Origin of the sequence: Nocardia sp. GP40 (genome assembly GCF_050434125.1) — a bacterium.
Classification (GTDB): domain Bacteria; phylum Actinomycetota; class Actinomycetes; order Mycobacteriales; family Mycobacteriaceae; genus Nocardia; species Nocardia albiluteola.
The window spans coordinates 505,950-522,565 of sequence record NZ_JBNPVW010000003.1 but is presented as its reverse complement, the minus strand read 5'-3'; the positions used below and the strand labels follow the sequence as shown (position 1 = coordinate 522,565).

At 64.1% G+C, this 16,616-nt stretch carries 1 protein-coding gene (only partly in view); it reads left to right on the top strand.

Annotation, left to right across the window (positions count from 1 at the left end):
• Window positions 1-2: 2 nt before the first annotated feature.
• Window positions 3-16,616 carry the start of a C2 family cysteine protease gene (locus tag ABH933_RS11250; RefSeq protein ID WP_429416887.1) on the top strand. 24,636 nt of this gene lie beyond the right edge of the window, so only the first 16,614 of its 41,250 coding nucleotides appear in the window; its start codon is at window positions 3-5; its stop codon lies beyond the right edge, outside the window.

Genomic DNA, 16,616 nt, shown 5'->3' with positions numbered 1-16,616 from the left:
GCATGGCCCTGCCTCCCGTCGTCCCGCAGAGCGACATCCCGCTGCCTGACTGGCTGCATTGGGCGGCCACCGTCACCGGCGGCACCTGGCCCAAGGGCAGCGAGGGCGGCATGTTCGCGCTCGCCGACGACTGGAACAACGCCGCGACCGCCCTGAACAACCAGGTGCAGGGCATCCAGGACGTGGTGAACGACATCATCCAGAACGCGTATCCGTCGGTGTCCGACGTGGACGCGACGATGGTCAAGACGCTCAAGGATCTGACCGACCCGGCGAATAACAACTCGCTGCCGTCGATCGTCACGTCGATGCAGAGCATCGCCAGCTCGTGCAACAAGGTCGGTTGCTCGATCCAGGAAAACAAGATCATGACGCTCTTCGCTCTGGCCCAGCTCGTGGCCGACATCGTCGTGATGTGGATCTTCCCGCCGACGGCGCCGGAGGAGCAGGCCGCGGCGGTCGGCCTGTTCCGGGTCATCCTCGCGTACGCGAAGAAGATCCTGGAAGAGGCGGTGCTCGCGGCCATCGAGGGTGCGGTGTCGCAGGGGCTGCTGGATCTGGCCATCCAGCTGGGGCAGATGTGGGGCGAGCACCGCAGGGACAGCGTCGATCTGAAGGAACTGGAGGCCAGCATCGCGGGTGGTGCGCTGGGCGGCGCGCTCGGCAGCGTATTCGGCAAGGGCGCGGGCGGGCTGTTCAAGTCGCTGGGCAAGGCGGTGGCCCCCGGCGTGGTCAACAGTACGGCGGGGAATGTTCTCAAGCACCTGTTTGTCGGCGCTGCCGGTGGCCTGGGCGGCGCGGTCGGCGGTGGCCTGGGCAACGAGCTGGTCTACGGCGGCCCGTTCGAATTCAATGCGGCCGGTATAGCCGCCGGTGTGGCCGGTTCGCTGGGCGGTCTCCGCAGCCATGGCGCCGGGGACGCCGGAGTTCATATCGAGGCGAACGAGCACGAGAACGTCTCCACGCCCAAGCCGGATACTTTGCTGCCGCCGGAAAAGGCCCCAGGGACGCCGAATACGCCCGGGGAATCCGTTGACGTTCAGCAGAATCCGGCCGATCAGAGGCCGTCCGCCGGTGGCGCCGGGGGTTCGTCCCTCGGGGACGGGCAGCGGTCGGCGAACAGCGATTCGCAGCAGTCGTCCTCGACGACGAACACCGAGGGGCAGAACCCGAACAAGTCGGAATTGTCGGGGTCGCAGAATTCACAGCACAACTCGTCCTCGACCGGCGACGGCCAGCAGCGGTCCGGTTCGGTGGTCGAGTCGAACAACGATGGCGCGCAGGATAATCAGGGGAATCAGGTCGGCGGCGATCAGAACAAGGGCGACAGCGGATCGCCCTCGAAGCAGGACGGGGCGTCGCCGCTCTCGCCTCCGGGGGCCCAGTCGTCGAAGATCGACCCGAACACTTCTCATGTCACCAATTCGAACGAGCAATCGCAGTTGTCGGACAAGTCGAGCGGCAGCACGTCCACGGACAAGGGGTCGCTGGCGGGCGCGGGCAAGTCGGAGTCCGGGATCCAGGGCCCGGTCGCGGGGAAGAAGCAGGACGTTGCCGCCGGCTCCACCGGTGCCCCGGAGAAGGTCGAGACGCAGACATCCGGCCCGGTGCATGATCAGTCGAAATCGGAGACGTCGAAGGCGGAGAATTCCGGCCCGGATAACACGAAATCCACTGTCCTGGATACGAAATCGCCCGAGCCGAAGAATTCCGAGGGGAGTGGCGCCGAGAAGACCGACAAGGACGAGAACGGCAAGGGTGCCGCTGGCAAGGGCGAGAAGGGCCCGCAGGACGAGGGAAAGCCGGACCAGCCGTCCGAGGACGAGAAGACGAAGGGCTCGAAGACCCCGGAGTCGACGTCGAATCCGAAGGACGACAACAAGGGCGCGCGCGCCGTGAAGGACGACGAGGCCCACGCCCCCGCCGCCGCGAAACGGAACCGGGCGCGGCCGTCGAACTGGATCGACCGCATGAACCAGATCAAGGTCACCGTCGACGCCGATGTTTTCCGATCGTCGTGGCCCGGATGGGGGCGATTCCTGCTGGGGTGCGCCGGCCTGCACCCTGTCGGCGCCCTCTACGACGGGCTCAAGGCGCACGGCCACTTCGCCGGCCGCCCCGAGACCCCGCCACCGGTGCGCGCCAACGACGTCGGCAACGACCTGCGGATCGCCAAGAAGCACGGCACCGACGAGGACGGGTTCGACCTGTCGCTCTCGCGTGGGGTGCGGCGGTTCACCACGCAGGAGGCGCAGGACCATTTCGTGCCGATCGCCAAGGGCAAGCCGCTGCGCGACGCCGGGGGCGATCGGATCGACACCGGCATCGACATCCAACGGCTCGTCGGTAAGAAACACTGGTTCCGGGCCGAATCGGACTGGCTGCTGGTCGCGCCCCAGGACTTCGAGCACAAGGGCGGGGTGTACCTCGCGCGCGGTGACGGTACGACGATCACGCACGAGTCGTTCCACAACACCGGGCCGTACGCGGTGGCGACGGTCAAGGTGGTCAAGGGCAAGATCGTGTCGATCACCGACAAGTCCCCGGTTTATCACACCCGTCGCAAGATCGGCGACGGCAAGGTGGAGAACTACAACTCCGCACGCCTGCGACACGTGTTCGAAGAGTTGCTGGGCGAGGACGGCTACAAGGAGATCAAGCATCTCGACCGGTTCGGCAAGGAGTATTCCGATGAGGCCAAGGACAAGTGGCCTCCGCACGATCCGCCGTCGGATAAAGCGGAGGACACACCGGAGGACAAGTCGTCGGGCTCCGCATCCGGCAAGGACGGCAAACGCAAACCGGCCTCGTCGCGATTCGGCCGGTTCCTGGACAGATTCAAGAAGGCGAGCGAATCCAAGGGAAAGGTTCCCGGGGAATCGGACGGGCGCGACGACGACACCCTTGTCGGCGACTCCGGGTCGATGTCGTACAAGCTCGACCCGAAGGTCGCCAGCCGCCTCCGGGAGGAACGCAAACAGTTCGAGCTGAAGCAAGAACAACTGAAGAAGAACGTCGACGACACACGCGAGACCGTCGAGACGACCGAGCGCGATCTGCGCGAGGCCGAGAACACCGAGGACCACGAGCGCATAGAGCAGGTGCGGGCCGCACACGAACGCGCGGTGGCCGAGCATCGAGAGGCGCAGAAATCCGCGCGGCCCACGCTCGATGCGGCGATGGAGCAGGCGACGCAGGAGCAATACGCGGCGTTGCGGCCTAAAACGGATGCCTATGTAGAGCACTTGTCCAAATCGGACTTGGCGGATGCCGATCGTATTCGCGAGGATTTCATGGCTCGTGAACTGTCCGCTGTTCCCGACGGGAAGCTGGGCGGCAGGCTGTTGCGCGATATGGTGCTGCGTGGTTCGGAAGACGACGTGCTGGCCGCGCAAATCGAGATCGTTCGCCAAGGCGGTCTGCGCAGCGATGGCGAAGGTAAAATCATGCATCCCGAGCAGATCGCCGCGGCGAAAGCACTGCTCGGCGACCAGAACGATGGTTCCCGGACGTATAATGCCGTGATCAATATGGAGGCCGGCCAGGGTAAAACGCTGGTCGCGATCGCACATGTGGCCCGAATGGCATTCGAGCACAAGGCCGTCCATTACCAGCTCTCTCAGGAGATGCTCGCCAGCCGCGCCTTCAAGGAGGCGATCGACGCATACAAGGCGATCGGTCTGGACATCCGCATGGTGGATTCCGATAAGCCGGAAGAGCCGCCGAGTAACAAGTTCGGGACCGTGTATGTCGGTACGCCTAAAGATTTTGCGTTCTCCACCCTGAAGGGGCATCCGGTTCCGGGCCGGCATCTCTTCGGCGACGAAATTGATCAGACCTGGATCCTTGACAGGGCGACGTTCATCCTGTCCGAGGGTGGTAGTCGTGAGGCTAGTCCCGAGGTCCAGCGTGCTGTCGACGGCGCCCGCAATTTCTTTGACGAAGCGTTGGACAAGGGCGCCCTGACCTATCGGGATTTCGGTCGCACCACCGACCGGCCCGGTGGACCCGCGATACTCACCCCGGAGGGAGAGGCCAAGGTTGTGGAGCTACTGGGAGTCGATCCCGACAAGGTAGATGAGGTGATTCGCCGGGTCAACATGGCTGCCGCTGAAAAGTGGGAGTACAAGATGGGCGTGCACTACATCATGTACAAGGGCAAGGCCGTCATTATCGACCAGTTCAGCGGCGAACCGCTTGCTGATCCCACCCAGTCCACGGAGAACCGTTGGAACGGTGGGCTGGCACAGGCCATCGAGTCCAGGCAGGGTGTCCAAATACGTGATGATTCCGATGCGGGTGAGGTCAAAAAGCTCGACGGCGATGAGTTCTACGGCAAGAAAACCTACGACGGGAAGGGCGGCCTGTCCGGCACCGTACGGCAATTCGCGGACATACTGCACGAGAAGCACGGTATCGAGAAGGTCGTGGTCATTCCCTCGCACCACGCCTCCAATCGGGAGCATGCCGGCGACACGGTCACCCACGGGGTGGAAGAGCATGTCGACACGATCGTCACCAGAATCATCGAGCTGCATAAGACGGGTCTACCGGTGCTGGTCAACGTTCACGAGGATCACCTCGTACGACGCATTGTGGACGAGATGAAGGCCCGCAATTACGATCCCAATTGGATCGATGCCACACGGCGGCTCGAATGGACCGAGGATGTGGGATCGAAACAAGGCATGCAGGAGCGGCTGGAACGGGAAATTATTAAAGAAGGCGGTAAACCGGATGCGATCACCATCGGGACTGGACTGAACCGCGGCGCGGATATTAGACCGATCCTCGAGTTGAGGAAAGACCTCGGCATGCACTCGATTATTACCGGCCACTCCGAACATGAGGTCGTCGATATTCAAACCATCGCCCGCGTCGGTCGCCAGGACGACAAGGGTACCTATGAGTTCATTATCGACGCCGATAGCCCCCTTTACGCTCTGTCCGACAACCCGCACGTCCAACATGCCGTCATCCAGTACAAGCAGGCCGTCGAAAAGCACAACACCGAACAGACCAACAAGACAAAGGACGACCTCTCCCGAGCCAGCAAGACCTTGAGCGATCTCGTGAAGCCGATTCAAGAGGCGGCCGCGGATCGCATGCGGACGCAGTTGGGGGTGCACGGCCCGCTCACACACCCGGCCAACGCTCCGCCCGGTGCGGGTAACTCCGCTCTCGAGCAGCCGGCCCACGCCCCCAAGCGCCCTCCGCAGCAGCCGGTCACGCCGCCGCGGCCCGGCCACAACGACTCCGCGCACGAACCTTCGCATTCCGCGCACGACACGTCGGAAACCGTGCAATCGCACGATGTTTCGAACACGGGCCACACCCGTGCACACGTGACACCCGTAGTCTCCTCGCCGCTGGACGACGAGAACGGGCTCCGGGGCTACGGACCGCCGAGGGGCTCGAGGTCGCTGGAACCCGAGCTGTCGTGGCTGATGCAGCACACCGGGGACCAGGAACTGGCCGCGACCACTCCGCTCTTCCACGACCTGCCGAAACCCGAGGACGTGAAACAGGGCGCCCTGAACGACTGTTATCTGCACGCACCGCTCATCGAACTAGCGGAAAGTCATCCGAAGTGGTTGAAATCGCTGTTCGAAACCGATGACGACGGCCGGGTCGCGATGTGGTGGCGCGATGAGAAATCCGGCGAGTGGGAGCTCGTGCCGAGCGATCTGACATTCCCGGCGGCGGCGGATGGCACGCCGATCTACGCCGATTTCCGGACCGTCTCCTGGGTTGCGGTCGCCGAGCAGACCTATGCGATCAAATTCGGCGGAGCCGACTACGCGAAGATCGAGCACGGCAATTCCGGCGTGGTGGCCGAGCGGCTGCTGCCGCCGAACGTCACGGGCTCCTTCGGTCAGCCGATGTCCCTGCGCGGCGCCGACAATCTGCACGAATTCCATCCCCTGCGCCTGGGGCCGGACGACTTCCTGGACCGCTACGGTCACACCCCGCCCGCGCGCGCGATCCTGGCCGTGGCTGACAAATGGCAGCAGGACCTGCGCGGCTGGGCCGATCCGTTCGCCTCGTCCGGCACCATGCAGCTCAATGGTCTGCCGTCCTGGGCCCCGCTGGCCGCGGTGTATGTCAAACCGGACGGCACCACGATGACTGCGCGTGAGGTCGAGGACTGGCAGCTGGCCAACAATCCCGCCACCTCCCAGGGCTTCCGGGATGTCGTGTACCGGCATATCGATCCGGATTTCCGCGATCAGAAGCGCACCGACGAGCTGATCGAGGAGATCGCGAAGGACCTGCGGGCGGTGGAATCGGCCGCGACCTTGGCGGCGGGCCAGCTGCCGATCTCGGAACATGTTGTCGCACAGGCGCTCTGGTTGAAGAAGCGGGGCGACGCGGTGACATTCTGGGGCCGGGCCACCGCGCGTGTGGCCGCCGGCGCACCCCACCCGGTGACGGGGGTGCGGTCCGAGCACGAGTACACCTTCGGCGGCCCGCTGCGAGACGGCGCCGGACAGACGGTGGGCGCGTGGTTCATCGATCCGACGAAATATGCCACCGCCCCGGACCGGGTCGTCGAGGTGCTGTTCGAGCACATGAACCACTTCGCCGGCATATCGTCCGGCGGCGTGGGCGGATACACCCTGCACCGCGACGCCGACCTGCCACTGGCCGAGGTGGATCCCGCGCACAGCCCCTCGTCGACCCCGGTCGCTGCCGGCACGTCCGGGCCCGTACGCCCCGCCCGCCAGGGGACCTCGACCACGTCCGCGGGGCAGCACCCAGCCTCCGGCGTCGTTGGTTCCCCGCAGACCGGTATCACCGGGGAGGCATTCTCGCGGCCGGTGCGGCGCGAAGTTGCGATCGTTAACGGCATCGATGAAATGCGGCGATTCTTGGAGTCGGATCCCGGCAATTTATTGAGCTTCGCCATCGCGGAGAATGTTCGAATGTATGTCAAGCGCCTGGCTGATGGCACTTTCTCTGTGGTCACGGACATCGACGGTAAGGAAATGTCTATCGGGAGTATCGATGACTTGAGTTTTTATGTGGGAGGCTTGTCTCACTTCCACGTTTTCGGTGCTTCTGTTGATACGATGAATTCGATTTGGGCCGAGTCTACATCTCGCGATATACCCGATGCGGAGCCGACCGCAACCTCCTTGCAGCAACCTGCCTCCTCGCAGCAACCTGCGGTGCTGGCCCAGCCGGACACCCAGTTCCCGAAAGAGAAGGATTGGGTACTGGTGGGCAGCGATAGCGACCCATTTTTCTCCGCACTCGCTTGGATTTTCAACAAGAGTGATTTGGCTGCCCTGCGGAAGGACCTCGCCGAACTGTTCATGGACCTGTCCGACATATACAGTCCAATACTCATATCGGAATCGCCAAATTCTTCTGATGGTCAGGGAATGCTGCGGCAGGAACTATTCGATGCGAATTGGCGTAACGTCGGTGACGATCTGATTGCCGAAGGCCTCCTGACGCGCCAGGGATTGCTGGTCTTGGCGGGTGATCAATATCAGATGAACATCGTGCTGCATCACTTGGATGGTCGGACTTCTCGCTCGTCGGATGAGTTGTGGCGCCCGACCGTGCACCTGCGAGAATCAATAGATGGTCACTATGAAATCGGTTTAAATCCCGACGGTTCATTGTTTGCAGCAATACGGCCCCTGGGGCCGGAGTATTCCGTAACCGGAGCGGCTTCGCGAGAGGAGGTCCCGCCACGTTTCGAGCGTGTGCTGGCATCTCATCATATTCCCCTGCTGGACGGCAGGGTTCTCGGAAGGCACTATACCGGAGAGAACCGGCCGATGCGGTTTTTGACGAAGCTGACATTCGGGATCGATCTGAATGATCCTGAATATAGTAAATATGAGATCGGCGGAGTAGAAGTAAGTCAACCGACTCATTATATGACCCGGACGGAGCGTGAACAGCATAGAATATTTGTTGGTAGCGGCGGTAGGCTGTATCGAGCCGGTGACGGTACGCTATTCGATGCGGCGCATGCGAAATTCGTTATGGACGAGTGCGGAAACCTGTATTCCGGGGATACCCGCCTGGTAAAGCATCACTCGTCGTTCCTTGCGGGGCGCACCGTGACGGCAGCGGGCTATCTAACGGTAGAAAACGGATTGCTCACCGAAATGAGCGATCACAGCGGGCACTACAAACCCACCCAGCAGATGAATGATTATGCCCTCGATCTGCTGAGAAGCCGGGGTCTTAAAGTTAGCCCAGACTTCAAGCGGAGGCCATGGGGCGGTTTGGCCGGTCGCACCCTCCGTGAACGGGAGCGGCACGGGGAAAAGGCCCGGCAGGAGGCCGAGGTCGCGCGGCAGCGGCTGCTGCTTCTCGCGCAGCAGAATGCTCTGGAACGACGAGAGGACCTCCCGAGCACGGACGAGGTCAGCGCGCTGTTGCTGGAAAAACGCGGGATACTGAATTCGAAGAATCAGGAACTAGATGACTGGTCGGAGCTGCTCGAGGCGGGCAATCTTCGACCTTCTCATGAACTGGAACTCAGGGCTCATCCGGAACCGGTTTCCGAGGACGACCGTATCGTGCCGCCGAATCTTTCAGAGAAGTGGCGCGGGTACCACACTCGGCTGGGTGATGCCGGGCGGACGCGGGAGTTGTCGGATTGGTGGAACGACCACGGCCAGAGTTGGTGGGACCACCTGTACTTCGCCGATTTGTCATCGGAATACCAGCATCGCCTGGTAACCGATTTCCCGGCATTGCGGAATTCCGATGTCATTCCCGCGGCGGTCCGGGATGTGCTGAACCGGTGCTACGTCGAGAAATCCATACCGAAATTCATTGATGGGCAACACAGGTGGAAACTCGAAAAAACACTGGGCTTCCTGTGCGACGCGGAGCTCGAGGCCTGGCTGGTCTGCAAGCAATCGGAAATCGATGATCTGCCGGTGTACCTGTTAACGGTCGATCCGACTGCGCCCTCGGGATTCCATTCGATGGGTCTGAGCTTCGGAGACGTCGATTCCACGATTCCGAGTCGGCGAGTGCAAGTCTCCTGGACCACTACCTCGAAGTCGATAAGAACCGATCTGACCAGCGCAGCGGCTCGCTACGCGGCGGCTGTACGTGACAATCCGAATGAGGCGCCCGCCCGGATCCGGCAGGCCCGCCAGGGCATGCGATCGGGGGCGCAGCCTACCTCGGCCGGCATCATCGGCCACATCTACGCCGCCTTGCGTGTTCGGCGGACGGCGCCCGGCCCGCTTGCTACCACCGCGACGAACACCGATGGGACACAGTCGAATAGGCTGGGTCATCCGTCGGAACGGTCCGATTCACTCACTGAACCCGCAAACAGCGCGAACGATCGTGCGGCGCAGGACAACTCGAGTTCTCTTGCGCCGGTGCGACCGGTGAAGAGTGAGCAACAACAGCAGGATCGGGCGCTCGGGCGGTCCGGAGCGTCATCGGGTGCGGTGAATCGGGCGAATGACGGTAGTGCGCCGCCGCTTCCGGTGATGAACCCGCGGCCGCCGACGGCTCGTGTGTACGAACAATCCGGATTGAGCCCGGCAGCCAGAACGAAGCACATTGCGTTGCAGGCAACTCCGAGCGGTGAGATACCTCGCTGGGCATCGGATTGGCGGCATATGACGCCCGATGCGCGCGCAAACCTTTGGCACGCCTCCATGGCTCTCCCCGCCGGTGGCGTGGACCCCCTGGAGGGTCTGCCGGATGCGTTGGAACTCAAGAACCTCGTCCACCGGACGGCTCCCGGCGGGGACCTCGCGGAACATACGCTGTCCCTGAAACAGCTGAGAATCGCTGTGGAGACCGGCACCCTCGACCACGCCCGCCACATCGCCGACACCCAGGAGTTGGCCCGCGAGACTGCCGAGGACAACGCGGTGTGGTGGCGCGGTTTGTCCAGTAACCAGCAGCAGATTCTGATGGAGTTGTATCCCGAGCGGATCGGCAACGCCGACGGCATCCCGCCACGCGCCCGCAACGCGGCCAACCGAATCGCCTTCGAACGCGACCTCGCCGCGCTGGGCGAGCTGCGAGGCTCGCTGACCACGCAGCAGCGGGCGTTCCGGAAGAACGTGTGCAATCTGGACGACGCTCTGCGGAAGATCAGGGCGGATGCCGCGGGCTTGCCGGGTGAACCTCCAGTGCGGCTACTGTCTTACGACCCCAACGCCTTCCGAGGTAAGGGCCGCATTGTGGTCACCCTCGGCGACCTGGACACCGCCGAGGAGGTCACCTGGCACGTGAGCGGATTCTCCGGCCGGCTCTCGCGGCTGTACGACGGCTGGAGCTGGGTGCGCAACCTCTTCCAGGAGACGGTGTCTCCCCATGCAGGGGGTGCCAGCGGGCGAAGCATGGCCTCGGTCATGTGGATCGGTTACGACCATCCCACCGTGCCGACGGAGGTAGCCACCCCGGCCCTGGCGAAGGCCGGCAGCGTGCTGCTGGCCCGCGATATCGCGGCCTTCGACGTCTGGCGCCGGACCCGCGAGAATCCCAGGCCGCGCACCCATCTGATTGCGCACAGCTACGGCTCCGCCATGGCCGGCTGGGCGGCAGCGAATCACCAACTGCAAAAAGAACTATCGAGTATCACGCTGCTGGGCTCGCCCGGCGTCGGGCCCGTCCGCCATGCCTCGGAGTTCGGGGTCGAACACGTCCACGTCGCCTCCTCCTCGTGGGACGTCGTCACCCAGTTGGGCAAAGCCAGGCAGGGATTCCGCAACTGGTTCTCCGCCGTGCCCGGACTGGGCATCGACCCGTCCACCGAGAATTTCGGCGCCCACCGCCTGCACACCGGATATGTACGCGGCGCCGTGCAATTCCCGAATGTCCTTGCGCCGCACACTCTCTACCTGGACACAATCCCGGGACCCCACGGCACTCGCAGTCCCAATATGGTCCTCAGGTCCCTGGGTCGCCTTATCAGAGGGGCGGTCAGCCCCGGCAATCCCAAGAGCCCGCGTCGCAGCGCACGGCCGATCGCGAACCTGGCTGGGGTGCAGGATGGTTCGACCGCCGTGCCGCAGAAATACGACGCGAACCTGACTCGAGTACAGGATGGTTCGACTGCTGTGCGTCCGGAATTCGATCGTGACAACCCGGCGTACGACCTGCTCGACGAGTACTTCGACCAGCCCGAGGTGGCGCAGGGTCCGCCCCGGGGCGCCGCACTGGATAGCCGAATTGCCCAGTGGCTGAACGGTATCGAACAGAGCCGGGATGCGGCCGAGGAGCCGTCGACGCTTACGGAGCGAGTCGAGCTGTGGCGGAGTGATGTTCAGCAGGCGTTCGCGGACGAACTGCGGGGGGATTCGCCCGGCTCTTCATACAGTGGCGAGTCCGAGTCCGAGTCCGAGATGGGTGGGCTTCCAGCCGATCTCGCCAATGCATGGCTGACGGTGCAGTGGCTGCGGCAGCAGTCGCAGCGGGACGAGTCGCAGGAGCAGGACGAACTCCCGGTGCCGCCCGATGGCACGAGCGTCGAGGATCTGCTGACCTGGGCGGAGGCCGCGCTGGGCACGTCCTGGAGGCAGATCCACCACGCGGAGCTGGACATCGCCGCTCTGCCGCACGGTACGAGGCTCTGGGTGCCGGCACCCGGCACGATCTACACTGTGGCGCTGGTGCGCGACCACGAAGATTTCCTCGTGTACGACCCGCGATCGCGGCCGCCGGTGCGGCGGACTGCGGAGGAATTCGCACGAGAGCTGAGCTTCGCGGCGGCTCTCGTCGGCTTCAGCCGAGTGCTGATCCAGGAACCGCCGCGCCCGCGAACCTCGAGTCCGCATTCGAGCGTGAGCATTCCGGTGTCCGAGTCCGAGACAGAGTCTGTGCAGGATGAGGTCTTGCAAGACGATGTTGTGCAGCACGAGGCTCCACAACTCGGCGCCAGGACCGCCGAGACGAAACGAGTTCACTTCGGCGCCAGCACGGTTCGCAGTTATGACCCCGCTGCCGCGCCCCAGGAGTCCGCACACATCGACGACAGCATCGTCCTGAAGGCCCCGACTCACGACTCCACTGGACAGAAACCTGCCGACCAGGACGAGAAGCGCGATGACTCGGACGCCCCACCGGGTTTGGGCCACGTTGTCCGAGATTTCGGCAATCGGCGGGACGGCCACAAGGATCTGGTCCACATCATGCCGATCCCGGAGACCACGTTGCGGGAGCTGCGCCGGCACGTCATCGATGAGGTGGAGACCGACGGCGGTCAGAACGACAGGGTCCAGGACGACGAGTTCAGGGCCGACCTCGAGCGGAAGCTGACTGCTCGCCTGGGCGTCGCCGAGTGGGACCGCCTGTTGAGCGCTTCGGGCCTGCCACTGGGCGTGAAATACCGGGGCAGCCCGTATCCGGCGTTCCTGCGCCTGTCCCTGCACGCCCGCGACCCGCACAAGCCCCTGGAAATCGACGGTCCGAAGGTGAGCGCCCAGCGGTGGTCGTACGGATTCGCCGAGTCCAGCGACAGCGTCAGCAATCACGACCTGCGATCCGGGTCGATTCCGTACTCGGACATGTTCGATCTGTTCGACCAGGGGCTAATGAATTGGGGCCTGACTCCGCAGCTCAACGCCACCCACAACCAGCTCTCCACCGCCATGTCGGTCTTCTCGACGGTGCAGTCGATCATCAAGAAGCGCAGTACGGACGCCCACGCCAAGGCCTTCGACTTTGAGATGCGGTGGGAGATACGCCGCAACACCGACGGTCAGAACGGTGTGCTCGCGCCCGACATGCTGACGGCGACCGACTGGAAACCCCTGCCCGCGGTGCCGGACGATCTGGTGGCCTGGTTCCCGCAGCACCTGGCCGACAGCACCGAGATGCCGACGGCCGATGAGAATAAGCCCGAAACCGTCCCCGTACCATTCCAGCTCGAGAAGGACGAGGGTGATGCCACCGTCTCGGCATCGCACAGCGATCCGAAGAAGAAAGAAATCTCCCTCGAACAGGTCCCCTTCTACGGTCCGCTCGACTTCCCGCATCACGACCGGTTCTTCGCCGATGTGATGGCGGGGTTCCCCGATCGCGTCCAGGGCATCTCCGAGGGATCGGCCGTAGCATTGCGGGAATTCTTCGGCCGCAATTTCCTCGCCAACACCCCCGGCGCGCACGGCGGTTCGATGCAATCGCCGACCCTGAAGACACCGTCCGGTAAACCCCTCGGGTTTTTCAAGGTGAAGGTCCGGGACTTCCACGGCGGGAAAGAGCTCACCGCCCCCACCATGAAGGGGGGCTCCCGGCTCGAATACAACGTGCTGCGAGCTTTGCGCATACAGGGAAATTCCACGGTCAGCAACTCCCTCGGTCTGTCCTTGGCAGCGTCTCTTGGTCTGGGAAAGGGGAAGTCCGACAAGGCAACCGGCTACTCACCGATCGGTGCGACGCTCACGCCGTTGAAACTCGGAGCCAGCTATCAGAACAGTCATTCCCTGACCTACGGCGGCCGGGCCTACACCTCGCGCGCGCTGCGTCTGGTGGCGGATCTGCTGCACACGACGCCGCAGATGGACGTCGAGGTCACCTTCGTCCGGCCCGACGGCACCGAGGTCACCCCGCGCCTGGATACGCCCCTGGACGGCGGGAACAACTACCCGGTCAACATGCTGGTGCCCTCGAAACAGAGCCTCGGCCATGCGCCGGACCAACCCAGGTACCTGCGTCCAGACGTCCTGCATCTGCAGCAGCTCGGCCTGATGGTCACCCCGCTCGAGGTCGAGATCCCCGACGAGGTGTTCACCGAGGTCAAGCAGATCCTGTCCGATCGCGGATTCCTCCCGCCCGATCACGAGCCGACCTGGAAGGATTGGTTCGAGTCGAACTCCAGCAAGAATCAGCGGCTGGAGAATGTCCGCAAGTTCGAGCAGATGAGCGGTCGGCTGGGTCTGCTTGCGGAGGCGGACGAGATGATCCAGGGTGGTACCCGCACCGTCTTCGAAAAGTCCAACCTGACCGATACCGAACGCATTACCGTCAAAATCATCGCCGAGCGCATCTACGACGACGAGAAGGCGCCCCATCAGGGCGTCACCCATGACTGGTCGATGCCCGACGTGCAGACGATGAATTACACCGGCATCATGATGTCCGGCGGCGAACAGTCCTCGAAGGCGCCGTTCGCGTGGGATGTCGGCGCCAGCGCCTCGCTCACCAATCCGTTCAACGCGAAGCACAGCGAAGTGATCGCCAGCCTCGGCGGGTCGTATGACCGTACCGGCAACGAGACAACGACCGAGGAATTCGACACCGGTTTCGGCGAGGAAAACTGCACATTCAGCCCCAAGAACAACACCCCCGAATCCGGCCTCCAGCTCTTCGGCGTGCCCACTCGCTACCGCGTGGAGATCACCTACAGCCACGGACCCAACCCGAACACGATCAACGTCGCCGGCAGTATGCACCTGGCCGTCCCCACGTATCTCACCACCACCGACGACAAAGCCCACAGCGTGCCGCTGCTCGAACACACCGTGCGCGAGCATCCCGACAAGGACAAGATTCCCGACCAGGACGCCCGTCGCCTCGCCCTGCCCACCGCGAACCACGGGTCCGAGAAGGAGCTCGCCGACGGGGTCGGGCTGTTGCCCATGTCCGCTGTCATCGCGGGCAACCCCGTCGCCGAAATCCTCCAAGACGTCACGTTCGACATGATCGGCTCCATCGAGCGGGGGGTCGATGCACCCGACCTGAGGCTGCCGGGTAGTTACCCTGTCGAGGGCGACCATCAGACCGAAACGCCGATCACCGAAATGTCCACCGCGGTTTCCCGGTCGAGCTGGATCCCGAACACGGGCTCGTTGTTCCGGTACTTTCGGCCGCGCAGGCCCGAAAACGAGGACTACGTCCTACCGCGCTGGAAGCCGGCCTCGGGCTCGACGTCCCAGCCGCAGGCCGCCGTCACCTCCGAAAATACGAGCGCGGCAATCGATTCCACCGATCTGGTCGGCCCGATCACGCACACCGAAAGCGCGGATTCGTCCGAGGCGACGCACAGCGCCGCGGAGGAGGGCGGCACCCCCGAAAATACCCCGCAGGGCTGGGGCGCCTGGGCCCTGGACAAGGCCGTCGGAGCCGGTAAGTGGGCCTGGCGCAACGCATTCGGCGACGCGGCCACGAATCCGACGTCGACGGCCCACTCGGTCATCCACACCTCGCTCTCGCCGCACCACATGAGCTCGTACGCGCCGCTGATCTTCCGCGACTCCTACCAGTTCGAGGTCCCGGTCCCGGGCGGCGTGGCCGGCACGGACTACAAGATCAAAATCAGGGGCTATATCGATAACATCCGGGTGAAGGAACCGGTGCCGATCGATACCGAACACTGGCTCGAGGCCACCAATGCCGCGGTGCGGACCACGGCCCGTAACCGCGGCAACCAGGGCGCGGTCACCGTGCAGGGCACCTACGGCGACAAGTCCGACCCCAGCTACCGGCCCAGCGGCGGCTGGCAGGGCAACACCTCCACCTCGACCAACACCACCGCCAGCGACGCGACCGATACCCTGCGAGCCACGTCCGACTACGGCGGCAACGGGGTGCACCAGTTCACCGCGGACGCGCACTACGTCGTCACCGTCGAGGCCGGTACCCGCAACATCGTCAACGGCATCCTGCGCCGCGGGCCGCACACCACTCGCACGCGCGTCGTCGACGTTCCGCAGCGGCTCGATTTCCTCCTGGTCGACAACGACCTGCACAACAATCCCGCGCTGCAGGCCCTGGTCGAGCAGGCCGCCCGCGACCGCGGCGAGGAACCCAAGATCGCCGCGAAGCAGGAACCGACTCGCAAGCTGGGCGCCACCTACACCGAGAAGCTGAGGGGCACGGACCAGGCGAAGGGCAAGATCGCCTTCGGTGGTGTCACGGAGGTCGTCTTCGACAACCGCAGCGCCTTCGAGGACGCCGCGGCGAATCTCGTGGAGGAGATATCGCCCGGTGCCACCAAGGTCGGCTCGGCCAACTTCCACCCGGGTGTCGGGCCGCTGATCAACCAGCACACCACCAGTTTCGGCGTGCGGACCCTCGCCAATGCCGGGTCCGAGGGCAGCCACTCGTTCCACTTCGTCGACCGCTCCGAGGTGTTCGGCCCGCGCGTAGTCGGTGTCACGTTCACCCAGCGCCCCCGGACCGAGGTGGACCTGGACGCGCTGCGCGGCAGACTGGTCCCCAGGTCCGCCGCACTGGACAACGTCCACCGCCACGACCGCGCCGACGGCAACGCCCTGATCGAGCCCGGCGCCACCAGCGTCGGCGCCAGTAACACCAGCGGTCAGCAGCTGAGCGCCACCCTCCTCGCCGGCCAGATCAAAAAGCAACGTCCCGTATTCAGCGCCGCCGTTCAGCGCTCGGGCACCGACAGCGCTACCCAGAACTCCAGCCGCGGGCTGAGCGCCTGGGGACGCAGTGGCGACGAGCAGTACCAATTCGTCGTCCCGACCGAGTACGTCGTCACGGTCGACTGGCGCCCGATGACCGAGACCGCGTCGAAGTACCTGGCCACCCTGGTCGGTGAGGGCCTCAGCCGTACCGGGCAGGGCCTCGGTTACGCCGGGCAGCTCATCCAAGCCGGGCAGTGGGCGGGAACGTTTACGAACGCGGACCCCATGCAGCTCCCCGCC